The sequence below is a fragment of the Varibaculum sp. C0165D1 genome (assembly GCF_056590355.1).
Genome location: NZ_JBWPVY010000003.1, coordinates 299,234 through 323,586, shown reverse-complemented (window position 1 = coordinate 323,586; position 24,353 = coordinate 299,234). Strand labels below are relative to the sequence as shown.

The 24,353-nt window shown below is 54.2% G+C and carries 18 protein-coding genes and 1 tRNA gene; 8 read left to right on the top strand and 11 right to left on the bottom strand.

What is annotated here, in order from left to right:
* The first annotated feature begins 31 nt into the window (after window positions 1-31).
* Window positions 32-214: a hypothetical protein gene (locus tag AC1EKS_RS06195; protein WP_481009230.1), complete on the top strand. Its 183-nt coding sequence runs from the start codon at window positions 32-34 to the stop codon at window positions 212-214.
* 51 nt (window positions 215-265) lie between these two features.
* Complete coding sequence (locus tag AC1EKS_RS06190) at window positions 266-1,108, top strand: glycosyltransferase family 2 protein (protein ID WP_481009229.1); 843 nt, start codon at window positions 266-268, stop codon at window positions 1,106-1,108.
* On the opposite strand, the gene AC1EKS_RS06185 is transcribed toward AC1EKS_RS06190, so the two are convergent.
* On the bottom strand, window positions 1,051-5,649 hold the full coding sequence (locus AC1EKS_RS06185) for a hypothetical protein (RefSeq protein WP_481009228.1): 4,599 nt from the start codon (window positions 5,647-5,649) through the stop codon (window positions 1,051-1,053). The two genes, AC1EKS_RS06190 and AC1EKS_RS06185, sit on opposite strands and share 58 nt — an antisense overlap.
* A gap of 77 nt (window positions 5,650-5,726) precedes the next feature.
* On the opposite strand from AC1EKS_RS06185, the gene pheA reads away from it, so the two are divergent.
* Window positions 5,727-6,659, top strand: a complete 933-nt coding sequence (gene pheA, locus AC1EKS_RS06180; protein ID WP_481009227.1) for a prephenate dehydratase — start codon at window positions 5,727-5,729, stop codon at window positions 6,657-6,659.
* Between the two features lie 25 nt (window positions 6,660-6,684).
* Here pheA and AC1EKS_RS06175 read toward each other — a convergent pair whose 3' ends face one another.
* Window positions 6,685-7,770 carry a diacylglycerol/lipid kinase family protein gene (locus AC1EKS_RS06175; RefSeq protein ID WP_481009226.1) on the bottom strand — a complete coding sequence of 362 codons (1,086 nt, stop codon included), beginning with the start codon at window positions 7,768-7,770 and terminating at the stop codon, window positions 6,685-6,687.
* 160 nt (window positions 7,771-7,930) lie between these two features.
* Here AC1EKS_RS06175 and serS point away from each other — a divergent pair, with 160 nt between their 5' ends.
* From serS to AC1EKS_RS06155, 4 genes are all read left to right on the top strand, one after another.
* A complete protein-coding gene (gene serS / locus AC1EKS_RS06170) occupies window positions 7,931-9,214 on the top strand; it encodes a serine--tRNA ligase (protein WP_481009225.1) in 1,284 nt (427 codons plus the stop codon).
* An 80-nt stretch (window positions 9,215-9,294) separates the two neighbouring features.
* Window positions 9,295-10,155: a nicotinate-nucleotide diphosphorylase gene (locus tag AC1EKS_RS06165; protein WP_481009224.1), complete on the top strand. Its 861-nt coding sequence runs from the start codon at window positions 9,295-9,297 to the stop codon at window positions 10,153-10,155.
* A 48-nt stretch (window positions 10,156-10,203) separates the two neighbouring features.
* Window positions 10,204-11,529 (top strand): AGE family epimerase/isomerase, encoded by a 1,326-nt coding sequence (locus tag AC1EKS_RS06160; protein WP_481009223.1) that lies wholly within the window; start codon window positions 10,204-10,206, stop codon window positions 11,527-11,529.
* 56 nt (window positions 11,530-11,585) lie between these two features.
* Window positions 11,586-11,670, top strand: a tRNA-Ser gene (locus AC1EKS_RS06155).
* Between the two features lie 166 nt (window positions 11,671-11,836).
* Here AC1EKS_RS06155 and galK read toward each other — a convergent pair.
* From galK to AC1EKS_RS06135, 4 genes are all read right to left on the bottom strand, one after another.
* Entirely contained in the window at window positions 11,837-13,138 is a 1,302-nt protein-coding gene (gene galK, locus AC1EKS_RS06150; protein WP_481009222.1) for a galactokinase, read from the bottom strand.
* A 75-nt stretch (window positions 13,139-13,213) separates the two neighbouring features.
* On the bottom strand, window positions 13,214-14,140 hold the full coding sequence (locus AC1EKS_RS06145) for a tetratricopeptide repeat protein (protein ID WP_481009221.1): 927 nt from the start codon (window positions 14,138-14,140) through the stop codon (window positions 13,214-13,216).
* Window positions 14,141-14,152: 12 nt separating this feature from the next.
* The gene (locus tag AC1EKS_RS06140) at window positions 14,153-15,160 is read right to left on the bottom strand and encodes a hypothetical protein (RefSeq protein WP_481009220.1); all 1,008 of its coding nucleotides are present in this window, start codon (window positions 15,158-15,160) and stop codon (window positions 14,153-14,155) included.
* Window positions 15,157-16,596, bottom strand: a complete 1,440-nt coding sequence (locus AC1EKS_RS06135) for a hypothetical protein (protein ID WP_481009219.1) — start codon at window positions 16,594-16,596, stop codon at window positions 15,157-15,159. The genes AC1EKS_RS06140 and AC1EKS_RS06135 overlap by 4 nt, the downstream gene beginning before the upstream one ends.
* Before the next feature lie 265 nt (window positions 16,597-16,861).
* On the opposite strand from AC1EKS_RS06135, the gene AC1EKS_RS06130 reads away from it, so the two are divergent.
* The gene (locus AC1EKS_RS06130; protein WP_481009271.1) at window positions 16,862-18,214 is read left to right on the top strand and encodes a coiled-coil domain-containing protein; all 1,353 of its coding nucleotides are present in this window, start codon (window positions 16,862-16,864) and stop codon (window positions 18,212-18,214) included.
* A 122-nt stretch (window positions 18,215-18,336) separates the two neighbouring features.
* Here AC1EKS_RS06130 and uxaC read toward each other — a convergent pair whose 3' ends face one another.
* The 5 genes from uxaC to AC1EKS_RS06105 are packed head-to-tail and all read right to left on the bottom strand — an operon-like array spanning window position 18,337 to window position 24,267.
* On the bottom strand, window positions 18,337-19,749 hold the full coding sequence (gene uxaC / locus AC1EKS_RS06125; RefSeq protein WP_481009218.1) for a glucuronate isomerase: 1,413 nt from the start codon (window positions 19,747-19,749) through the stop codon (window positions 18,337-18,339).
* Between the two features lie 52 nt (window positions 19,750-19,801).
* Window positions 19,802-20,914 carry a sugar kinase gene (locus tag AC1EKS_RS06120; RefSeq protein ID WP_481009217.1) on the bottom strand — a complete coding sequence of 371 codons (1,113 nt, stop codon included), beginning with the start codon at window positions 20,912-20,914 and terminating at the stop codon, window positions 19,802-19,804.
* Window positions 20,907-21,554, bottom strand: coding sequence for a bifunctional 4-hydroxy-2-oxoglutarate aldolase/2-dehydro-3-deoxy-phosphogluconate aldolase (gene eda, locus AC1EKS_RS06115; protein ID WP_481009216.1), 648 nt, complete (start codon window positions 21,552-21,554; stop codon window positions 20,907-20,909). The genes AC1EKS_RS06120 and eda overlap by 8 nt, the downstream gene beginning before the upstream one ends.
* A gap of 14 nt (window positions 21,555-21,568) precedes the next feature.
* The gene (locus tag AC1EKS_RS06110; RefSeq protein WP_481009215.1) at window positions 21,569-22,648 is read right to left on the bottom strand and encodes a mannonate dehydratase; all 1,080 of its coding nucleotides are present in this window, start codon (window positions 22,646-22,648) and stop codon (window positions 21,569-21,571) included.
* Window positions 22,645-24,267, bottom strand: coding sequence for a mannitol dehydrogenase family protein (locus AC1EKS_RS06105; RefSeq protein WP_481009214.1), 1,623 nt, complete (start codon window positions 24,265-24,267; stop codon window positions 22,645-22,647). Before AC1EKS_RS06105 ends, AC1EKS_RS06110 begins: the two co-directional genes overlap by 4 nt.
* Window positions 24,268-24,353 lie beyond the last annotated feature (86 nt).

The window sequence follows — 24,353 nt, the reverse complement described above, 5'->3', positions numbered from 1 at the left end:
AAGTCTAACCCGCACTTGTTATTTCTCAGCCATGGCGGGGCGGATCGGAGAGTTAGAGATTAAGACGGGCGCGAAGTATCGCAAAAAACTTTCAGGTATCTATTCCCGGCGCGATATCGCTTTAGCTGGAATCACTAGGTTAAAGCAATGGAGCAATGGAGGTGGTAATACCGTTGCCGCCAAATTGATTCGCAAGCTACTTATTTATGGTTAGAATGAACGTATACGTTTAGGCCTAAAAGAATAGGTAAAACTGAGGCAAAATATGCATGTGAATCCAGGTGGGCAGACAGATCCGCGCGTGGCGGTAATTATTCCCGCAAAAGATGAGGCCAAGCGTATCGGAATGACTGTTAGAGCAGTAAAAGCGCTACCTTTTGTCGATCTGGAATTAATCGTAGTGGTAGATGATGGTTCTTCGGATGACACTCGCGAGGTGGCCAGGCAGGCCGGTGCTGTTACCGTTCGCCACACAGTTAATCGGGGTAAAGCATCCTCTATGGAAACCGGGGCGAAGGTAGTAGCCATGCGGGCTATCAAGGGAGAAAAGCCGCCGCTGCTGTTATTTTTAGACGCCGATCTAGGTGATAGTGCCGCTGAAGCGGCCCCCCTAATTGAACCGGTTATTAGGGGAGAAGCCGACTGCACTATCGCGGTTTTACCCCGGCCAGCCGGGGCGGGGGGACACGGATTTGTGTTGGGGTTATCCAGGTGGGCCATTAGGCGGACCACTGGATGGAACCCGCAGGCTCCGCTTTCAGGACAACGCTGCCTAACTAGCTCCGCGTTCCAAGCGGTCCTACCTTTGGCTGCCGGGTGGGGAGTCGAAACAGATATGACCATTAGTCTGCTTAGTGCTGGTTTTTCGGTCAAAGAGGTACCAGTAAACTTCTCTCACCGGGTTAGCCGACGGGATTTTAAATCGCAGATGCACCGCCTCCATCAGTTTGTTGACGTGGCAAAAGCTCTGGGACGGCTACGTGCCCGCCGAGTACACGTCAAACCCCACAAGTTTTTAGAAGCAGCCCGAAAGCAAAAACCGGGGAAAGTTTATCGAGCTGTGCCGCGCGAATCTCCTGGCAAATCGGCAAAGACCGCTGAACAGTAAGCTAGGGCCGTTAGCAATAATCCGGTGGCAGGCAGTTGCGTACCCGAATCGTTGAGTAGATAGGCGAATAACTGGTTAATGCCGATCGCTAGCAGGGTAATCCGCAGGCCGCTTTCTTTAATGGCAATTGGGGTTTCTCCCAGGCGTGGACGTATACGCGCAAAAAGCGCGGTAGCGGAGGTTCCCAGATTTCGCAGATAGGCGCGGCCGCGCAGCCAATAATTCCGCCTCCTTTTTTCCCGGGAATTCTCCTGGGGGAGGGAGGAAGACGCAAGATTGTCAGGTAGGAACAGGTTAGTCGGGATTGCGGTTTTTGACAGCGCGGGAACCACTAACAAACTGATAACTAGCAGGCAACATAGCAGTGACCAGACGTAAGTTGTCGATCCCCAGCTTGCCAGATTAGCGAAGATTTTTCGGGTAAGGATCGTCTGCAGGTCGCCGTTTAATACCGACTGTACAAAGTTTCCTAGATGTGTCCGTTGGGAGGCTGGGCGTATCCAGTCGGCAATTGCCAAGCTTACGGACACCCCCGCCGCCACCAGCAGCACCAGCGCTATCCGTTTTATTCCTATCCGTTTGCCGTTAAGTAGCAGCACCAGTATTAAGAATCCGGGCAAGAACGATATTGGCCCCCCGAAGTCCGCGCCAAAACGCGGGAGTCCGTCTATAACCATAAAGGCTATCCCCAGCAACGCGATCAGGAGGTTCGATAACCATATCTGCGATCGGGTAAGCGCTGTTTTCCCGAAAACTGCGCGCTTAGCAAGGGGAGTAAGACCCCCGCAGAGCAACAGGGTCCAGATGGCACATACCGAGTAGTAGACATTACCGAATCCAAAGAAACGGGCTCCTAGTAGTGAAAATGATCCGAAGGGGGAATCCATAGAAATGTGGGAACCGGTGGCTACATCCAGGCAAATGAAAAAGGAGCTAAACGCGGCCACTACCAGTGCCGGTCCGATGGGGCGGCGCCGCCAGGGACCGGTACAGGCAACCAGAGCTAGTAGCGAGGCAATCAAGATGCTGATTGTTACGAAAAAGGCGGTGGGTGATTCCGATTCCCACCAGGGAAGCATGGCGGCCCCTAAGCAGGCGGCGGGCAGGGCAGCGACTCCTAGGCAAAAGAATTGTCCGAGCAGGCCAAGTTGGGCTCTTAAATGAGGCCGCCGCGCGCTCGGTTTTAGTTGCAACAAAGCAACTAGCGACAGCGCCAGCACTAGCAGGGCACCGGCAGCAACGGTTACAAAACTGCTCGGGGTTAGTCCCAGACGTGCATAGCTAGCATCAGCGCGTTGAGAAGTACTCGCTAGGCGTTCGAGACGATCAGTAGCGCTTTGAGCTTCATTAGCGCTAACCATGAGGGGAGAACCCGAAGTGCTCAACTTTTCGTTGCGAGCTCCCAGCCAATCCAGTACTGTGGCCGGTAAATCTGCGGTCTGCGCAATCCCTACTTGATGGGTGGAGGGAGAATAAGCTATCCCCGCGGTGATACCTTTACCGTAGATCATGGCCGCTTGTAAGCGTTGTTGGGCAGCATCGGGGCTGGCGGAAACCACTAGGGCGCGAGTACCTTCGGGAAGCGCCGTCAAAGTGTTCCCCAGGGCTTGTATTTGTTTTTCTTGTTGCGCAATCGTGATCCGGGCAGGCAGCATTCCGCTCAGGTCAGGATAGGTCGATACTGTCGGAAACAGTCGGGCATTTTGCTTACGGGTTTGCGCTAAGTACTCCTGATCAACTTTTTCGTCGGGGCTAAGCACTGTTGAAAGCTCTAGGAGGTGTAAATTCTCGGGTGAGAACGGCTCGTCAGAATCCCCGAACAATTCGGGGGTGGTTGCGGGAGTGGGATTTTCCTGCGGGTTCATCTCTTCGCGGCGAAGTCTGTTGCGATCCGGTTCCTGCGGGCTGAGGTCTGCGGAATCGCTTACTAGGGTGCCTGCCTGTAAAGAGTTTCCTGAGAGAGAGCCGCCGTTTTGCAGGAGCCAAACCGGATCCCAAATCTGGGTTTTTTTCAGTTGAGATTCCCCCGAGGAAGGGTCGAGAAAATTGAAAATTTCTTCCTGTTGGGCGAGTACCTCTTGGGTTTGTCGCTCCGGGTTAAGGTTCTGGGGTGCAGCTTGCGCATCAATCAGGGTGAGGGTATGGGTAGATACCATCTTTTGTACTGCCTTAGCATATCGAGTTGCTAAGGGGGCAGTGTTGTCAACTTGCCCGCGGATAACGCCGTCCTCATCGGCTAGCGCCAAGGCGGCGCTATTGCCAATAGCTCCCGCAGAAATTTGGTTTTGACGCAATTGGTCGGCAAATCCCCCCAGTCGAGCCGCCAGGGAGCTCGCTTCAGCAGAGCGCTGATAGTACTCCCACATTTTTACTCGCTTACCTTCGTGTAAAGCTTCGGGCTGTAAACACAGGTTACGCCCGGCGAGAGAATATCGAGACGGGGCTTTGCCGGCCGAAAATGCCAGCCAGGCATCCTGGGGACAAGCCATGTCCTTAAGCGGGTAGGGAGCCAAAGAAAACAGCGTCCCGCTCTTTACTCCCGGAGAGTTTTCTACCAGCTGCGGCTGCGCGGCCACTAGATCCTCCCAAGACAGACCAGAAGTAAAAATTACCGCAACTTTAGTGTCTGCAGACTTAGGTAGGGCAGCAATCTTAGCGGCAGGAGCATCCGGATTAACCCCCCAAATGCCGATTATTCCCGCTCCCGCCAGGGACACCGCTCCCAATACTGCAGCTAGTGACACTACTCGGAAACCGGAGTGAGGACGCGAAGCGGAAGCTAGCTCCGGAACGGGAAGCGCGTAGGCCCTTAAAGCTAGGGTAAGAGGGGCGAGGAAAAGTAGACCGCAGAGCAAGGCAGATAAGCCTGCCCACAGGTAGAAGCAGGTCAGTAGGATGGCCGCTGCTACCGCAGCTATTACTCGGCATTTAAGGAGGTTTTTATCCCAGAAAGCACGCAGACGCGAAAAGGAAGTCAGGATACAAATCGCTGATAAAACTAAGCAGGAAAGCGCTAAGGCCGTGGCTTCGGCAGATAGCTGCCAAAAGAAGGGGCCCGCGAACACGTTATAGCCGAGCGGGGTTCCCAGCTGCACATAATCAGCTTCTTGGCGGGCAAACAGTAGAATCCCCAAGGTGAGGGCGCTGGTAGCTATGCCCGCCGTGCGCGCCGTTAAAGCGGGAGGGAAAGCAAAACTTTGGCGCAGCCCAAAAACCAGCAGCGCAAGCAAAGTGCTTAGCGTTAAAGCAATTAGAATTATCGCCCCGCTTATCCCGGCAGCAGACACCGACCGATTAGCACCTGCTAGCAGATAGGGACAAAAAGAAGCGGGGAAAAGCAAAGCGGTGAAAACTCCGGCGGCATTCAGGGCAAGCTGGGTCCTCCGATGCTTTTGCGGCTCTCGCAGCCGCCACCATAAATATCCCCCGAAAGTAAAGAAGAAACAGCAGAAAATAGCCAAATAAAACCAGGTTTTTGCGTAGGTGCTAGCGGTAGAGCGGTCTGTTTGGTTTTGTAAATACTCTAAACGCTCCTGCAGGTTTTGTTGCGCGGAATTAGTAGCGGCATTATCCAGATTTATTAATGGTTGTATCTGGTCAGGAAGATTACTAACTGTCAGTGGTGCTCCGTGGTTTTTATCGGGCACGGGTAGGGAGAAATCGAAAAGGATCTGGGTGTTAATATCCGCTAAAGTGGCTAGACCGGCAGCGTTAGTGCTAGCAGAAGGCACAAGGCCGGTAGCTTCAGAGGGGGAATAACTCAGCAAATGGGGGGCAGAATTCCCCGAACCGGCCATTAGGGACAGGGAAATCAGATCGGACTGGGCAGTCAAGCCGTCCAGCGCTCCCTCTAGCATTGCTAGCTGCTGGTCCCGATCCGGCAGGGAGCTCAAATCTACTACCGTGAGCCCGCCGGCGTCCATACCGGCCTTCACTTGTGCCGTAAGCTGCTGCGCGGAAGCGGGGAGCGCTTTATAGTCTTTAACTTCCCCCTTGCTGGAAGCGAGGAGTAAGCCGGCCCCGGGGCCTATCGCGCGCGCCTTAATCCCGAAGGCCTCCAAAATTCCCGCTAGTTGTCCCGGGGTTGTCTCCTTCGGTTCCCGCCAGTATTCTGCGGGCATTCCCGTTATTTTCCCGCCTGCCACCTCCGTTTGAGGACAGAGATTCAGGGCCGAGGACGCGCCGCCGTTTTGAATGGTCAACACAGATTCACTAAGGCATTTGGAGGTGATTAGGTTACCTATACTTCCCGCAGCTGCATATTTCATTAGCTGCGGGTATTTCTCGGAATTTTCCAAGAAATCTCGCCAGGATAGATCTTTAGTTAGTACTACCAGGAGCGGATTTCTTACCCGTGGCGCCGAATAGATATCGAGATCAGGGTAGTAAACCTTTTGCGCCGGGGTGAGGGTCTTAGGGGCAGGCTCCGGCTCCCAGGTAGTAGCCTCGGCAAGGCCTAAAGGTAAAGTAAGTAAGGTAAAGAAAAGGCTAAACAGAAGGGTGAAGCCCGCGAGGAGGAAGTGCTTAACCGTTCTTGCCATAGCTATATTCTACGGTCTAGATAGGGGAAAGAGCATTTTTCCTAGTATCGTGAAAGCAGTTGAAAAAGGAAGCGAAAATGAATACTGCTGTTAAAAACTATGCCTTCTTAGGGCCGGTAGGAACTTTCTGTCACCAGGCGTTGCTGCAAGTAGCCCCGGAGGATGCTCGGTTAATCCCCTGTGCGGGCGAACGCGTAGCCATGGACATGGTACGGGACGGGAAAGCCGACCGGGCCGTGGTTCCGATCGAAAACTCGATTGAAGGGGGAGTGAGCGCTACCCTGGATTCTTTGGGGTGGGATAAACGGCTACAAATAGTAGCGGAAATGATCGTACCAGTCGGGTTTACTTTGGCGGTGTGCAAAGGAACCCAGGTTTCCGATATAACCCGCATTGGCACCCATTCGCACGCTTGGGCGCAATGCCGCAACTGGGTGGCTGACCATCTGCCGGGAGCGGTCCACGTGGCCACCACCTCTACTGCGGAATCAGCGCGGATGCTTTCGGAGGGCAATGCGGGTTTTCAAGCGGTGCTTGCCTCTGGAGCGGCAGTAGCTACCTATGGACTGCAAGCTCTCTATGAGGACGTAGCCGATAATCCGGGAGCAGTTACTCGTTTCGTGGAAGTGGCGAACCCGGGTCAAGTTCCGGAAGCTTGCGGAGCAGATAAAACCACTATCCAAGTGCGTTTGCCCAATGACTATCGTTCCGGGGCCCTCCTAGAGATGCTGCAACAGTTTTCGGCGCGGGGAATCAACCTTAGTCGCATTGAGTCTCGTCCTCTGGCTGGACAACCGGGACGCTACGTTTTCAGTATCGACCTGGATGGACATGTGAGAGAAGAACGGGTGCAATCTGCTTTGCGTGGTCTTTATCGGATCAGTGAAGACTTACGTTTCCTAGGTTCCTATGCCCGCGCTGACCAGGTGAGAAACGACCATGCTCCGCGCACGGGAGATAGTGATTTTCAGCGTGCCCAGGGCTGGGTGGATTCTATTTTACGTAAATAGGTCACCAAGGTGGCTGCAGGTTCCCCTAGGGTACCCGCACCACTACCGCGCCATGTTCCAAGTTGGCAGAGATCTCGCGATATTTCCCAACGGAATCTCCGTCTACCTGAATCATCTGCGCCTCCCCATGCACCTTGGCGCTGGCGCTGCGGGTGCGCGTCACCTCGGTTTTGGAAACCAGGCCGGCGGTTAGCTTCCTGATCCCGAAAGTGTCACGGAAAACCCCGCTAATAACTTCGAGTAACCCAATCAAACCTCCCCGCACGCTTAGCATTAGTACCTCTAACCAACCATCATGAGGATTAGCTTCCGGGAGCAGGGGAAGGCCTCCTACCAGCTCCCCACAGGAAGCTAATAGTAGGGTATTGACTTTGCGAGTGCGCGGCTGTGACTGACCTCCGAAGGAAACATCCATAGTGATCGGGGGGTTATTCGAGGCCGCAATTCCCGAAACTATATAGGCGCCCCACCCGATCGACTCTTTTAGTTTGTCCGAAACCCGAGCCATAACCTGTGCGTCATAACCGATCCCCGCCATCACCAGGAAGGGGAATTCCTGTCCGGTCTCGGTTTTCAAATGCCCTAAATCAACCTCGGTGTTCTTGCCGGTGAACGCAATTTCGCAGGCGCGGCTCAGAGAATTTACCGGAATATTGAGGTTACGAGCTAAAAGATTCCCGGTTCCCAGCGGTAAGATTCCCAGCGGAATTCGGCTTTCAGCCAGGCTGGCGGCAATAATCCGCAAAGTACCATCCCCACCGGCAGAAATAACCAGACCTGCCCCCTGTTTAATTGCTTCTTCAGCTTGCCGCGCACCCAAAGATTCCTGGTCAGTTTCCACAAAAATTGGGTGCTCGTATCCGGTGTTCTCGGCGCGGCTAGTAACAGTGCGACAAAATTTATCTAAATTTGCAATCTTGGTGGGGTTTAAGATGACCACTACACGTTTAGAAAACTCGTTGCTGCAGGTAGTTGCGGGAGCAGAAAACCCTTGTTTAATCGCGATTTTCATGGCGCGGGTGGCAATCCGGCGGGCATTAACCGCCCACGATAAAGAGACGATCCCTAGGATTAGCGCCGCGATCACAAAAATCCAGAGCACAGTGGTCATAGTTGCTAGTTTAAAGCATTCTAGAGCGGCGACAGGGCGGAGGACACAGGTCAAACATTAGCAGTCACCAAGCGGACAATCCCGGACTTGAAAGCTGCCACTGGGTTGCTGCTTGGTAGGCAAGATGAGAAGCAATGCTAGGGGACGATATGATTACAGCATGATTGATATTCGTCAGCTGCGTGAAGATCCGCAGCCAGCTAAAGATTCGCTAGTTGCCCGCGGGGAAGATCCCGCCCGGATTGATGAGGTACTTGCCGCCGATGCGCGCCGGCTAAAGAAACAGCAGGACTTCGAGGCAATGCGTGCAGACCAGAAGGCGCTTTCTAAGAGTATTGGACAGGCAGCTCCCGAGGAGCGCGCCGCGGTGCTGGCACAGGCCAAAGAACTGGCTGGAAAGGTAAAAGAAGCAGAGGCCGAGGCGGGGGCCGCCTCGGAAGAAGCTCAGCAGTTGCTGGCAGCGCTGCCTAATATTATTATTCCCGGGATTCCCTCCGGAGGTGAGGACGACTATGAAGTTCTTGCCCACCGCGGCCCTAAGATTCGCGATTTTGCTGCCGAGGGCATCAAAGTTCGCGATCACCTGGAAATCGGGGAGATGCTGCAAGCGATTGACGTAAAACGAGGCGCGAAAGTCTCGGGCTCACGTTTCTACTATTTGCGGGGGATAGGAGCTCGCCTCGAACTGGCCTTGCTCACCTGTGCTTGGGATTTGGCGGAGCAGCATGGATTTATCCCCATGACCACCCCCACCATGGTCACTCCGGACACGATGCGGGGAACTGGATTCTTAACTGAACATTCCGAAGAAATCTATTACCTACCGGCAGATGACCTCTATCTGGTGGGTACCTCCGAAGTAGCCTTGGGCGGCTACCATGGCGGAGAAATCCTAGAGCTCGGGGAAGAACCTTTACGTTATTCTGGCTGGTCAGCATGCTACCGGCGGGAGGCTGGTTCGCATGGTAAAGATGTGCGCGGCATTATTCGAGTGCATCAGTTCAACAAAGTAGAGATGTTCTCGTACTGCCTGCCCCAGGTTGCGCAAGAAGAACACCAGCGTCTGCTGGCTTTGGAAGAAGAGATGCTGAACAAAGTGGAGCTGCCCTATCGGGTAATTGATACTGCTGCGGGGGATTTAGGGACTTCGGCGGCTCGCAAGTTCGATTGCGAAGCCTGGCTGCCCAGCCAAGAACGCTACCTAGAGCTAACCTCCACCTCCAACTGCACCACCTATCAGGCCCGTCGCCTGGGAATCCGTTACCGTGACGAGAACGGAAAGACTCAGCCGGTAGCCACTTTGAACGGTACCCTAGCATGTACCCGCTGGTTGGTAGCCATCTTGGAAAACCATCAGCAAGCCGATGGGTCAGTGTATGTACCTCAGGCGCTGCGTCCCTATCTAGGAGGAAAGGAAGTCCTGGAGCCAGTACCGAACGCCTAAATCTGAGCGCAAAGCGTGAAAGGATAAGGAGAAAGCGCCCTCGAACATAAAAATAGCCACTGAAAGGACGGAGAATATCAATGGCTGATTACCTGCAGTATCCTCAAGGAGATTATGTTCCTAAAGTGGTGGAACGCGCCCTCGCCCTTGCTCGCAGTTACGGGGAAGACATTGCCACTGCAGCGCTCGTGCCAGAACATGACCGTGCTCGTGTACAGTTTGTAGCCCGCCAAGATGGCCGTATCTGCGGGATACCCGTTGCCCGCGAAGTGCTAGCGCAAGTGCTGGGGGACTATGAACTGCATCTGCGGGTGGCTGATGGCACTACGGTAACTGCAGGAACTCCGGTTTTGGAACTTAGTGGGAGCACTCGCGGTCTTCTGGAGGCGGGGGAGCTTTGCCTCTGGTTCTTGTCACACCTGTCGGGGATTGCTACTAAGACCGCGCAGTGGGCGGAGGCGCTCTCGCAGACGAAACTGGTGGTGCGGGATACTCTCTCGGTTACTCCCGGATTAGGGGAGCTAGAAAAATATGCAGTTAGAGTCGGGGATGGGATGACTTCTCGTCTCGCTGTCGGTTCTTTCCCCCGGGTTACCTTGGAGCATCTGAAACTGGGAACCGGCCTGGGGGATGTTATTAACCATGTGCGCACGGCGGCCATGGGAAAACCGATCGAAGTGGAAATCGATCGGCTTCAAGAACTGGATCCGCTCTTAAAAATGAAGGTTGATCTAATTGCGCTGCAGGGTTTCACCCCTGAACAGGCAACTCTGGCTGCCGATCACCGTCAAACGATTAATCCGGGAACCCTGCTGGAAGTTAGAGGAGATCTGAGCCTGGAAGATGCGGGTGCCTATAGTGACTCCGAAGTCGATTACCTGGCGGTTTCGGCCCTAACTGACGCGGTAACTCCGTTGCGATTCCAGATGGAATTTGTCTAGTTTTTAACCTGTCCCCAGAAAAGAAAACATCAACAAAGGAGCTGAGCAATGTTTTGGTTCGACTCAATCGAGCATAACCGTTGGCTGTCTGCCTGTTTGCAGGACTTGCTGGATTACGGGCGCAAATCTGAGGTAAATACCGGATTTGCCTGCCTAGATAGAAACGGTGAAGTCGACTTAGAGCAACCGATTCAGTTATATTTAACTGCTCGGATGGTGCACGTGTTTTCTCTGGGGGTACTGCTGGGGATGCCTGGGTGTCGGCGGTTAGTAGAACACGGGATTCGCTGTCTAAACCAGTACTTCCGGGATCCGGAAAATGGGGGTTGGTTCGACGCGATTGAGCATGAGCTAGATGCGGACGGACACGCCATTCCCTACGCCGGACGTGATGATAAACGCTCTTATTCGCACGCGTTCGTGCTATTAGGAGCAGCTTCTGCGACGGCAGCTGACCGTATTGGCGCTCATGAGTTAATGCAAGAGGCTATCCGCGATAACGATTTACACTGGTGGGATTCGCAGGCAGGAATGGTACGCGAAAGTTACAACCGTGATTATTCCCAGTGCGAAGATTACCGGGGTACCAACTCCAATATGCATATGGCAGAGGCATATATGCTGGTGGCGCAGGTTACCAATGAAGGAGAATGGTTAACGCGAGCAATGCGGATCCTGGAGCGAGTGGCGCAAGTTTCCCGCGAATATAGCTGGCGGATTCCAGAGCATTTCGATCCAGATTGGAAACCACTGATCGGTTACAATCGTGAAAATCCGCAAGAGACGCATCGTGCCTACGGATCCGATGTCGGACATTCCTTTACGCTCTCACGCTTGATCTTAGAGGCGCGGGCGATGCTCAAGAATGCGGGAAAACCGGTTCCCGAGTGGATGGTTACGGCGGCAACTGGCATGTTTGAGCGTGCTCGCGAGGACGCATGGCGACGCGACGGAGCCCCCGGCTTTGTGTTCACTGTGGATTGGGAGGGCAAACCCGTGATTCGCGATCGCCAATCCTGGGTACAGTTCGAGGCAATCGGCGCGGCGGTTACTTTGCTGCGGGTGGCGCAAGAAGAAGGCGCGCAGGCTGAAGACGTGGAACATTATGAACATTGCTACCGCGTGTGGCTAGATTTCGCCTATGAGCATTTCCTGGTGCGCGGGGGAAGAATCGTGCATCGACTCTCCCCAGAAAATCGGCCTCTAGATTTAGAAAATCAAAGATTACGCGATAGCGTCTACCACGCGGTGCAGGCGCTACTGTTACCCCGGTTGCCGCTGACTCCGGCATTTGCAATGGCGCTGGCGCAGGGACGGTTGGATAAGCCCGTCGCGCAAGAGCCACAGCGTAAAAAGAGGTTTGGTGGATTTTGATTCTCGGATGCTGCCTCGGTAGCATAAAGTTTGTCCTAGCGCTTTAGCGTAGGCCAGGAGAGTTGTCCGAGTGGCCGAAGGAGGCGGTCTTGAAAACCGCTGTACCGCAAGGTACCAGGGGTTCGAATCCCTTACTCTCCGCTCTTTGCTTTGTCGGTGTGCTGGCGTTTTTGTCTGCCAGAGGTGCGGATATCTTCCCCACCGTTGACTAATTGCTTATGGTGACACCTGGTTTGGCGCGCCAAGAGTTCTAGTCCCTTTCTTGCGTGAAAGTACTTTCCCGGCGCGGGCTTATAATCGGTCGCGGCTATTTCACGCGGCCGGCTGCCGCAGAGGGTAGCGCGGAGAGGAATCGTGGCTGGTTAAAGCCGGCTTTGGCGAAGGCCTCGCCTACGGCGCGGGCGGTTGCCTCTACCTGGTCGCTGCTAACCAAAGCGATCGCGCAACCTCCGAAGCCTCCTCCGGTCATCCTGGCTCCGAATGCACCTGCCTTTCGGGCAGCTTCCACCGCTACGTCTAGCTCTTCGCAAGTAACTTCGTAGTCACGTCGCAAGGACTCGTGGGAAGCATTTAGTAGTGCCCGCCACTCGTTTAGGTTGCTTCCCGCCTCTAATAGCTCGCATAGTCTCTGGCAGCGAGCAATTTCGGTCAGTACGTGCCGGACTCGCGAAACTTGCTCCGCATCCTCCAGTTTATCTAGCTGCGCCTGCACCCAAGCGGGAGGGTAGTCTGCGGCTTCCAAATCGGTAAGGTTGTCGGAAGGAGAAATGCTCTTCGGTACCAGCTCCCCAAGTTCTTTTACCCCCAGAATCTGGGCGGCATCTTCACAAGCCCCACGGCGCGCCCCATACTGTCCGTCGGCAAGATCATGAGAGGTGCAGGTATCTATTACCAGTAAGGATAGTCCTAACGCCGGTAGATCAAAGGGATGAGAATGAGTTTGCCAAGTGGAACAATCGAGCTCCAGGACGCTGTCTTTTTCACAAAGCATGGATGCAGATTGATCCAGTCCGCCGGTGGGGGCGCCCACATACTGATTTTCAGCTACTTTTCCTGCCTCTACCAGCAATTTTCGTCCCTCAAAGCTATCTGCTAGCCCCAGGGAGGCAAGTTCATCAATTCCCACTGCGATGGCACACTCTAGTGCGGCGGAAGAAGACAAGCCCGCGCTTAAAGGAACGCTAGAAGCGATCGCGACTTCTAGGCCAGGTATCTTCAGAGCGAGTTCTTGTGCCTTTTGGGTTTCGCCGCGCTCTCTTAGCACTTGCGCTAACCCCAGGATCACGCCCCCGACGAAGGCAGCCGGACCACTGGCAGGGTAGTTTTTCTTTAAATCAGAAAGACTGCGGATGTTCAGTTCCGGAAAATCTTCGGAAATAATTTTTAGCTGCTCATCATCGCGTACCCGCAGCGCTACGTAGATCGCGTGGGGGAGGGCGAGGGGCAGCGCCTTACCGCCGTTGTAATCGGTGTGTTCGCCAATTACATTGACCCGGCCGGGAGCCCGCCACACGCCTGTCGGCGCTGCCGCATAGGTTTTTTCAAAAAGTTCTCTGGCCCTGTGCGCGCCCTCGTGGGGTTCATACGCAGCGATAAACTCTGGTTTCATGTTTACGTTAACGCCTCTGTGTCTAGCCCTCCGCGAATCATTTTACCTTGTAGACAACCCCCGCAGACAGAGTTTTTAGAACAACAAACGGGAGAGGCGCCCGCGCGCCAATTTCACCGCTTCGGGGTTGCGCGACAGCCGGAATAGCTCCAATAGCCGCTGACGATATTCGTCCCGCTCCTCGCCAGCAGACTCTGCAATCAGCGATAGCAGCAGGTCGAAAGCTTGCGCCTCGTTACCGGCTTGGAAAAAACGATCTGCCAAAACCAGGGGGTTAGAGTCGTCCTGGCCTTCTTCACCTTGCAAACGCTGCGCCATAGAAACTTTATCCACCAGCGCCTGATAGCGGGCGGCTTCCTCCGGGGAGTTCCGCAGCAGCTTTTGGGCCTGGTCCATCGCCTCGGAAAAATCTCCTGCCTCGACCAGAGCCTCTACTGCTTTTTCTTCTTCGGTCCGCGGATCTTCCTGGCCCGAGTCAGCTTCTCCTGCCATAGTTCCGGTCAACCCTGCCTGTCCGGCAATCTCTAAAACTTGATCGATAAGCGATTTTACCTGGGCCTTAGGCTGGGCACCTTGGAAAAGAGGCGCGGGCCGCCCTCCAATAAGCGCAACTACCATGGGAATGGACTGTGCTTGGAAGGCCTGCGCTAGCTGCGGAGATTCATCCACATTGATTTTCACCAATTGGAATCGTCCCTGATATTCGCGGGTCAGTTCCTCTAAAATCGGTCCGAGCTGTTTGCAAGGACTGCACCAGGGGGCCCATAAATCAATAATCACCGGCACCTGAAGCGAAGTCTTAGCTACTTCCTCAAAGGTGTCATCGCTGGCATCGCGAATATAAGGTCCCGCAACCACGCTGCCACCCTTTGTATTCACCGGAATTGCGTCGTTAGCTGCAGTCTTGCTACCTGCGGGATTAGCTGTCGGTTTTGCTTCCGAACCCAGAGGTTTATCTGCAGCGAACTGAGAAAGATCTACTGCTCCATGTGTTTGCGCCAATCGAAACCTTCCTTACTTAGCGGCCGCTGTCAAAACCTCAGAAGCCGCGATTACCCGCACCTTCCCATCTTTAGTGCCCTTGGGGGGTATCTGCAGTAGTACGCAGATAAGCCGGCTCCACGAAGCTTGCTTGGTGACCTTACCGTTGTCAAGCAGATTAACCACATCACCGCTGAGGGTAACGGGTTTATCTTGAGCTACATCGGTCAGCTTAACTTCCTGGGTATAGGTGGTCGCCACCAACGCCCCATTTTTCGCGGGCAGATTAATCGCGAGGGTATTATTCTTCAGATCGGTAGCAGTAATCGTGGATGCCACCTTACCGGCATTCCCCACACCCTCGGTCAGGGACTTCAGCTCCGAACGTTTGCCCTCCATCAGGGGATCGACGAATACTTTATCGGCATTCTTTGCCTTAGCATCGAAGACTGTCTGAGCCCAAGTATTGACGGCCACTTCGGGAGAAACCATCAGATTGGCATCACTGGCGAGATCTAAAGTTTCCGACCCGCGAGCCACCACGTCAGTTTCCGGTAACGAGGCTTTTGGTAGGAGTTGCATCCATTGCCATAGCTGGTAGGGGCTAGTTGCTTGATTCTGGCGGATTATTTCTACATATTTCGCGCCGCTACTATCGGCCCCGGTAACGTTAAGTAAAGCGCGAGGCCAGCTGTTTCCGGAGGTTACGGTAGTGATTTCCGAGGACGCGGGCAGCGCAGTCGGGACTGCTTTGTTGTTCTTTTGATGCATTTGGTATTGGGCAGTGCGCATAGCCAGTGCTGGACCTGCGACTCTCGGTTTTAATGCTCCGGCGTCAAATTTGGCATCTCCGGCTGCTAAAGCGGCGTTAACTGCCTTGATAATCGGATCTACCTGTTCGACTTGCAACGCTGGATAAGTCGCGGTGGTGGTGGATTTCGGAACTTCTTTGCGCTGCGCGACGCTAGTGCATCCTGCCAGGCTGGTGATTGCTAAGCAGCTAGCTGCGGTAAGGGACAGTAGTACTCGCACTTTTCTCATCGATCGTTACCTCCTTGGCGCTGATCGAAGGTAGATTCCCCTTCGAAATCTGCCACATCCGGACCTTCTCCCAGTCCGTCTAGGTCAAAGTCCTCATTCTCAAACCACTCTTCTGATTGGTCGCGAGATACGTTAGTTCGTTCGGCGGGCGGATGATATGAATTCGCCGGCTGGTACGACTGCGCGGGTTGCGCAGATTCCGTCGGGTTATAGGAAGCCGCCGGCTGGTACAACTGCGCGGGCTCCTGGGATACTGCCGGGTTGTAGGACGCCGCCGGCTGGTACGACTGTGCGGGTTGCGCCGACTGCGCGGGCTCTTGAGATACCGCCGGGTTATAGGAAACCGCCGGTTGCGCCGACTGTGCCGGGTTATAGGACGCAGCGGGTTGCGCCGACTGCGCGGGCTCCTGGGATACCGCGGGGTTCAAAGAAGTTCCCGGTTCGGTTACTGGGGTGGGCGAGTATGCGGCGGGCTCAGGACTATGTGTAGCTTCAGAAAGCTCAGTCGCTGGCCTCGTTGGAGCTGGAAGCTCGCTGGTATCCGTAACCTCTGGTTGCGGTGAAACTGCTGCGGCGGGATTGATTGCTTGCCCGTCGGCGTCAGTGCGGATTACTGGCACCAACCCCGTGGGAAACTTGACCCCTTCTACCTCGATGGTGGCTTCTCCGCGTTCGCGGGCTTTGCGTAATTCGGAGCGTGAGGGCGGTTTAGAAACCGCGTCGAGTGCCGGTATTTGCACGGTTTGCTCGCTTTGCGCCGCCGCCGCTTCCTGGGCTTGCTGCTCACGGCGCTTACGTACTTCTGCTTCTTCCTTTGCTGCTGCGGCGGCCAGACGATTAATAACCACCGCCACGACCGCTCCGATCAGTATTAATAGCAGTCCTGCAATCAGTAGCGGCCAGAACCAAGGAGTAGCAGCTGCTTGGTTCCACTGCATAGTCAGCTGCACGTTCCCTTCCTCTGACCAAGCAATCAGAGACCAGGCGCCCTCAGACCGGTCCCAGGTTTCGCTGATCTGGCCGGTATCGACTTCTTTAAACTTCACCCACATATCTTTTCCGGCCGCTTCTCCGGGTTGCCGGGGATCAGCTTTGCCCGGGTGAGGTTCGGTCAATAAGGTGTGGTCATCTTTTTGTCCGGTGACTTCCACATAGTTCTGGTCTGCCGCCCAGGCAGTGACATCGGTGGAGCGGCCAATCGCTAATGCTACTTTCCCCTGACCGGAAACGGTGATTTTGGTTGGGGAGTTATAAAGCTCAAACATTCCCGGCCGGGTAATCGCCAAGGTTTGCTTTTGGCTAGAGGTAGGTAAAGATGCCGATACCTGCGAAGATGGTTTCCAAATAGTGGCGGTACCCACCCCGCAGAGCGCAACTAGAGAACCGACGATTATTAAAATCAGCGGAAGCCAATATCTACGTAAGAAAATGTTCACTAGTTTCCCCCAAGTAGTAGCTGAGCAACTATAACTACACTGTACTTTCTTTACCGCAGTGATGCGTACATCTTGTTAAGGGTGTGACTAGTGTCAATTTTAGCGGAACGTTTGGTTTCAGCCCTAAATAAGTGAAAGACTAGGCAGTGATACGGGGTTTCGCACTACTCGACTAATGGAATAATATATTCCAAGTAATGCCTAATCTCAGTGGCTTATCTTTAGGGAGGACCAGGTGGAAGAACAAACCGATTTCCCGATCGTAATGCGCGGTTATGATCGCGTTCAGGTCGATTTGCAGATTCAAACTTTGAACAACCAGATTACCGAGTTGCAGCAGAAGCTCGACACGGTTGATCAGCGCAATGTGGATCTAGGGGAACAGCTGGCAGATGCGCAAAAGCAGTTACGTTCCTCCGATCGCAGTTCTTACACGGGAATCGGCGCCCGGATTGAACAGCTGTTGCGCAGCGCGGAAGAACAATCGACTGCCGTTATTAACAAGGCCAATGCCGAGGCCGAGCAGCTGATGGAAAAGACCCGCAAGAACGCCCAGGATATGGCGGAGCGGGCAGAGGCCGAAGCTGCTTCCCTAATTTCTGAGGCGCGCCGTGAGGCAGAAGAACGTACGACTACGGCGGCCACTGAATCCGAAACGGTGTTGACCAATGCGCAGCATCGCGCAGATGAACTGGTAGCGGCGGCAGAGCGGGAAGCCTCCTCCCTGCGGGCAGAAACCAATACCCAGGTCTCTGACTTGAAGGCAACGGTTGACCGGGAAACTGAGCTGCAGCGCGCCCAGGCCGAAAAAGACTACGTCGAGATGCGGGTCAAGGCCGAGCAGGAAGCCTCCCAATTGCGCAATGACGCTACCGCGGAGGCGCAGGCACTGCGCGAGTCTTCGTTGACAGAAGCTACTAAGGCTAGGGAAGAAGCCAAGGCGCAGGCAGAAAAGACTCTGGCTGATGCTCACGCGCAATCTGAAAGCATTTTGAAAGAAGCGCGGGAAAGCGCTGATAACATCCGTGCCGAGATTCAGCAGATGCGCCAAGAGGCCGAAACTGAGATCGCGGCGGCGCGGGCGGCTGCTCGCGAGGCCGATGCCCAGGCACATGAGCAGTCTCGCTCCGAGACTTCCGCGATGGTGGCTGCAGCTAAAGCTCAGGTCGCCGACGCAGAGAAGCACTTGGGTGAAACCTTGCAGCGGGCAGAGCGCTTGCTGACCGATACTGACGCAGTGGTTCGTCGTCGTCAAGAAGATGCACGCCGCGCTGCAGAAGCCACGATTGCCGCTGCCGAGGGCGAAGCCGAGCAGGTACGCGAAGCCGCCCGGATTGAAGCGCAGGCCGAGCGGGCTGCGGCGCAGCGTACTGTGGAGCGCCTGGAGCGTCAGCGCGAGTCCATTGCCGCTTATCTCGAAGAGATGCGCGGCCTGCTAGGCACCGAGACCGCAACCGGTCTAGAAGGGCTCACCCCCATGCAGCAGTTGCCAGCGGTGCTAGCGCAGCCGGAGGAAGAATCCGAGGGCGAACAGCCGGCTCCGGTGGAACCACCGGTATCGCCAGTAACCCCCGATGAAGAATCGGCGGCTACCGATCTGTTTACCAGCGAGGACTAATAACTTCGTTTAAATAAGTCTGGGCGGGTCTTTGGAAAATCAAAGACCCGCCCAGACTTTTAATGTCTTGTTTGCGGTTTCGTGCCATTATAAGACGAAACCAGAACTCGCTCTATAGGTTATTAGAGTTTGAAGATTTCACGCGGCTGTTCATCGGTTAGCCGGTGAATCCAGAACTTCGCCGAAGAAAGTGGCAAACGCCCCTCTGTTACGTAACGAGCAAGGAAAGCCGCGTCCAGGCGACGATTCATGTCGTGACGTGCTGGAATGGACAAGAATGCCCGGGTATCATCAATGAAACCGGATAGTCTGGAGAACCCGGCGGTTTCCGTCGTGGCGGCATGGAATCTCAAAATCGAATCTGGCGAATCAATAAACCACCAGGGTGCTCCGATATATACGCTGGAGTAATAGCCCGCTAGAGGTGCGATTTCGCGCGAGTACACGGTTTCATCCAGGGTGAACAAGACTAGGTGCAAATCTTTTTCATTACCGTAACGCTCTAAGAGGGGACGCAGTGAGCGAGTATATTCAGTGGCTACAGGAATATCATGCCCGGTATCAGCTCCAAATCGGTTGAACGCGGCAGTTGAGTGATTCCTAAACACGCCCGGATGAATGGTCATCACTAAACCATCCTCCAGGCTCATCCCAGCAAAGCGGGTCAACATTGCAGCTTCGAAAGCATCTGCTTGTTCGGTGCTACCCTCACCAGAAACCAAAATCTTAAGTAAGCCTGCTAGTTCAGCATCATCGATATCCAGGGCTGCCGGTTGTGCCACTCCAAAGTCGGCCGAAACCGCTCCGTGCTCAATAAAGTGGCGGCGGCTTTCCCGCATAGCGCGCAGGTAATCACCGAGATTATCCGGCGCGCCGCCAACGCTAGCGGTTAGCGCCGTAACTTTCTCGGCAAACTCCGGTTTACGTGCGTCTACATAGGCATCGGGGCGCCAAGTGGGTACGACTCGTCCGCCCAGCTCACCCTGCCGGGTGAGCTTAGCCAGTTCCGCATGCTGATCCAGACTATCCAGAGGATCGTCTGTGGTAGCAAGAAAGGCGATCGGGAAGGAGTTGAAGAGAGCGCGCGGACGGAAATCTTCCTCGCGCAAGCGAGTGCTGATTTGGTCGTAGATCTGGTCAGCGTTCTCGGCGTTGGGTTCTTGGTCGATGTTAAATAGGGTGACGAATTCGTGGGTGAGCCAGTACCCGGAGGCGGTTCCGTCGAAGAGATGCCAGTTCTGGCAGAAAATCCGCCAGGCTTCGCGCGGGTTGGCCATTGCTACTTTACCGACACCGATTTCATTCAAATCGATTCCCGCCGAGTTGAGTAGGCGAAACACATAATGGTCGTAGCGCAAAAACAGTTCCGAAGCGTTGGGAAAAGCCGCGTTATCCAGCAGCAGCCCGGGATCCACGTGCCCATGCGGGGAGATAATCGGTAAGTCTTTTATAGTGGCATAGAGCTCTCGAGCGACTTCCCGGGTGGAAGGATCCACCGGAAATAGCCGGTCAGGTTCTAAGGTTAAAGTTTCCATTTTCATCCTTTTATCTCCCCGCAATGGGTTTTTCTTATCTGTGGTTTAGTGGTTACCGCCTGACCCGCGCAGAGCCTCCGGCAACCAGGTTCTCAATTTCGGCCAAGCTGGCCATCGAAGTATCCCCCGGGGTAGTCATGGCGAAGGCTCCGTGGGCGGCTCCGTAATTGACGGCTTTTTCAATGTCTCCGAACTCCATCAATCCGTAGATTAGTCCGGAGGCGAAAGAATCGCCCCCGCCTACGCGGTCAAGAATCTCTAGTCCATCACGCTGAGTAGCTTGGAAGAATCCTTGCTGGCGATCCCACGCCACCGCGCCCCAATCATTGATAGTCGCAGTGCGAACCTCACGCATAGTCGTTCCGATGCACTGGAAATTCGGGAAGGTCTGGGACGCCTGGTCAATCATTGCCCGGAAGGATGCAACTTCCAGATTGTCAAGATTTTCATTTGCGCCCGCGATTTCAAAACCAAGAGAAGCCGTGAAGTCTTCTTCGTTACCAATCATGACATCTACGTATTGCGCCAAGTCCCGGTTGACTTCCTGGCATTTTGCCTTACCACCGCTATCTGCCCATAGGCTAGGACGGTAGTTCAAATCGTAGGACACAACGGTGCCGTATTTCTTCGCGACCTGCATGGCGGTTTTTGCCACTGCTGCGGTGCTTTCAGAAAGTGCGGTAAAGACTCCGCCAGTGTGTAGCCAGCGTACCCCCAACTTCCCAAAGAGCAGTTCCCAATCGATATCCTCGGGCTGCATCTGGGAAGTGGCAGTATTTCCGCGGTCACTGCAGCCAACAGCTCCCCGCACGCCATAGCCACGTTCCGTAAAGTTGATACTGTTGCGTACGGTGCGTCCAACCCCATCAAACTCCACCCATTTGATAAAGGAGGTGTCTACGCCGCCTTGCAGAATTAAGTCTTCCAGCAGGAGCCCAATCTCGTTGTTAACCAGGGCAGTTATGATGGCAGTACGCCGAGAAAAAGCCCGCCGAGAACCGCGTGCCACGTTGTACTCTCCGCCACCTTCCGAGGCTCTAAAAGCCCTGGAGGTACGGATTCGACCCTCACCTGGGTCTAGCCGTAGCATCACCTCTCCTAAAGAGACGACATCGTAGTGACATTCTGAGGCGGGGCGTACTTTCAAGCCACTAGGCCTACCCATTTGTAATCTCCTTTACTTTCGCGATGGCTTCGGCACTTAGCCGAGTAATCTCATTGAAGTTTCCGGCGTTTATAAGTTTGGCGCTGGCCATCCACGAGCCGCCAACTGCCGGTACAAAGGGCGCGGCAAGCCATTCGCCCAGGTTGTCAAGGTTTACGCCTCCGGTAGGCATAAACTCAATCTGGGGGAAGGGGCCAGCAAAAGCCTTGAGCAGCCCAAGTCCTCCCAGAGCCGTAGCCGGGAAAAACTTTACGGTTTTTAGACCCCATTTTGCTGCCGCCATAATATCCGTAGGGTTAGCAATCCCGGGGAGCAAGGGCATTTGGGCTTCGTCGGCTGCCTTAGCGACTTCCTTGGAAATACCCGGGGAGACCAGAAACCTGGCGCCTGCTGCAATCGCAGTTTGCGCCTGCTCCTTGTTGATGACTGTGCCAGCACCAACGGTTATTTCCGGTACTTCCTTAGCGATAGCGGCAATACAATCCGCTGCTACCGGGGTGCGAAAAGTTATCTCCGCCGATTTAATGCCGCCTGCTAGGAGGGCGCGTGCAGTCGGCACGGCGTCTTCAACTTTATCTAGCACCACCACTGGCACGATGGGGTTCTCTGCTAAAAATGGCGTTGCGGATGGTATCTTCATAACTGCTTTCTCTCCTACTTATCTTCGTGGCTTTTTACAATTGCTTCCCACAGTCCACCGAGGTAAACCGCTCCTAGCGCCCGGTCGTAGAGGGGGTATCCGGGGCGTCCGGTTTCACCCCAAATCATGCGGCCATGGTCGGGGCGAATGTAGACGTCCGGATTGGTTTCATAGATAGCTTTCATAATGGCGTACATATCTAGGTTGCCAGTGGAGGACGGGTGGGGGGCTTCGTGGAACTTCTTGGGCCCTAGGTATTTGACGTTGCGCACGTGAGCGGCGTTCATCAAACCACGTTTACCGAATTCGCGGAAAATCGCAGGAACATCATTATCGGGGTTAGAGCCCAAAGAGCCCGCACAGATACAGAAACCGTTAAACTCAGAATCATATAGACCTGCGATCTTGTCCATATCGTCGCGGTTTCGATAGATACGAGGTAGCCCGAATAAATCCCAAGCCGGGTCATCCGGGTGGCAGGCCATCTTAATGCCGACTTTTTCAGCGGTAGGAATGATACCTTCCAGGAAGTACCGGTAGTTGGCGCGCATCTTATTGTGGTCGACTTCCTGATACTGGGCCATCACGGTATCCAGGTGTGACAGGCGCTCCGGCTCCCATCCGGGCAAGGTTAATCCGCCGGATTCTTTGGCGGTCAGTTCCACAATGTCACGGGGAGTCATTCCTTCAATCTGGGCGTGATCGTAGTAAAGACAGTTGGAGCCGTCCTCGGTAACGTGTGCCAGCTCCGTGCGTAACCAGTCAAAAACAGGCATGAAGTTATAAATAACTACTTTTACCCCGAACTTTGCCAGGTTCTCTAGCGTCTTGTTGTAGGCATCTATGTACTTATCACGAGTGGGCAAGCCCAGCTTAATATCTTCATGCACATTTACGGATTCAATAACTTCGCATTCGAGCCCGGCTGCATGCACCCCGTCAATCAAATCTTTGATTTCAGGTTCTTCCCACACTTCACCAGCAGCTTTGCCGCTCAAGGTGCCCATGATTCCGGTCATTTCCGGGATCTGTTTGATGTAGCGCAGCGGAATCGGGTCGTATCCTTCTCCGTACCAGCGGAATGTCATTTTCATTGGTTGAACTCCTTATCCAGGGTTGAACGCACGGCACCGGTGCCGGCGACTAATTGTTTAAAATATTTTTCGGTAGCCTCCGCCAGTGGCGTGGCGTAGAGATCAGTGCGGAAAATATCAGTGTCAGATAGGATCGGCTGCAGTGCTTGGTGGATTTCTTCCACAGAGTTACTTCCATCTAGTTTGATTCCCGTAAGGTGTTTGTGCAGCTCTTCGTACCTGGGGTCAGGTGCTGGTTCGAAGGGTAGACCATCGTCGCCGATGCCCATCAGGAAACGACACCAGAGGGCAAATACAAACGGAATCGCCCGCAAAGAATTGAGGTCAAGACCGCGCGCCAGATATTTCTTAATGGTTTCCCCGAAACGAATAGGAATTTTTTGCGAGGTATCCATGGCAATCCGAGCGGGATTATCCGGCAAATACAGGTTTGGTAGCCGCACTTCCAACACTTCACGCAGAAAATCTTCGGGGTTTACCACTACCGGATCAGTAACTACCGGCAGTCCTTCCTTAAAACCTAATTCGTGAACGAGGGCGCGCAGAGCGGGATCGCGCATTTCCGCATCAATAGTGGGGAAACGCAGCAGGGAACCGGCCACCGCTAGCGCAGTGTGTAGGGGATTCAGACAAGTTGTGACCTTCATATTTTCAAAGTCATCACAGACTTGTCGTTTTACCACCTGCACGCCGAGATCATCCCAATTTGGACGTTCTCCCGCGAACTTGTCTTCGATAATCAGGTATTCCACCGGTTCAGTATTCACAAATCCGGCTAGGGGGGTGCGGCGCGGAGTTTGAACCGCCATATCGCTGAATCCTAGTTTTTCTAGTTTTTCACCGATCCCTGGGTTGGGACGCGGAGTTATTTTATCGATAACCGTAATCGGGAAAGCCACGTTGTCTTCGTCTTGCAGCCATTCCAGGAACCCCTCGGGTGCCGTACCCTGCTGTGACCATCCCTGAGCAATCCTCAGTACTGATTCGCGTAACTTATCGCCATTATGCGAAAAGTTATCAAAACTGAGCAGAGTGATGGGCGCTCCACCAGCGCTAAAACGCTCCCTTAAGAGGACAGTGGAAAGCACCATTGTAGAAGCCTGGCTTCCCTCTAATCCCGCAGGCGTATCGGCCTCTATTGCTGTCTGGACCCCTGGCTGCAGGTTCCCGGAGCCATCTCCAATAACGTAACCTTTCTCGGTAATGGTATAGCTCATGAGGGCGACGTTGGGGTCGCGGGCAACCTCAAGCAAACGAGCGAACTCATCCACGTCTTGAATCCCTAATGCTTCGCTGATTCCCGCCACTACCCGCAAATCCTGGGTGCCATCGGGATTCAAAGTAACCTTCAAAGTCATGAGATCATGTTTACCCAACTGGGTATCCATGTCTTCGGGGTCGCGAGGAGCAACTGCAGTAATCGGCCAGTGCTCCCCGCGCTCTAACAAATCCGCCGCTACCCGCGCGGGATAGCATCTAAACAAGTTACCGGGTCCAATATGAATCCAGCGGGGACGTTTCTTGCCCTCCTGCTGCATTTGCGCCACGTCAAAGCGGGGAAGAACAATTTCCGGGGCTTTGGTTTTGATATCTTTCAGTCCTGCCAGGTTTAACTTCATGCTTTCTCCTCTATCTAGCAGTTATCTGCTGATTACCGCGCCACTAACTGACTCTCTAATGTCCATTATTCCCGGTTTCAGCAGGT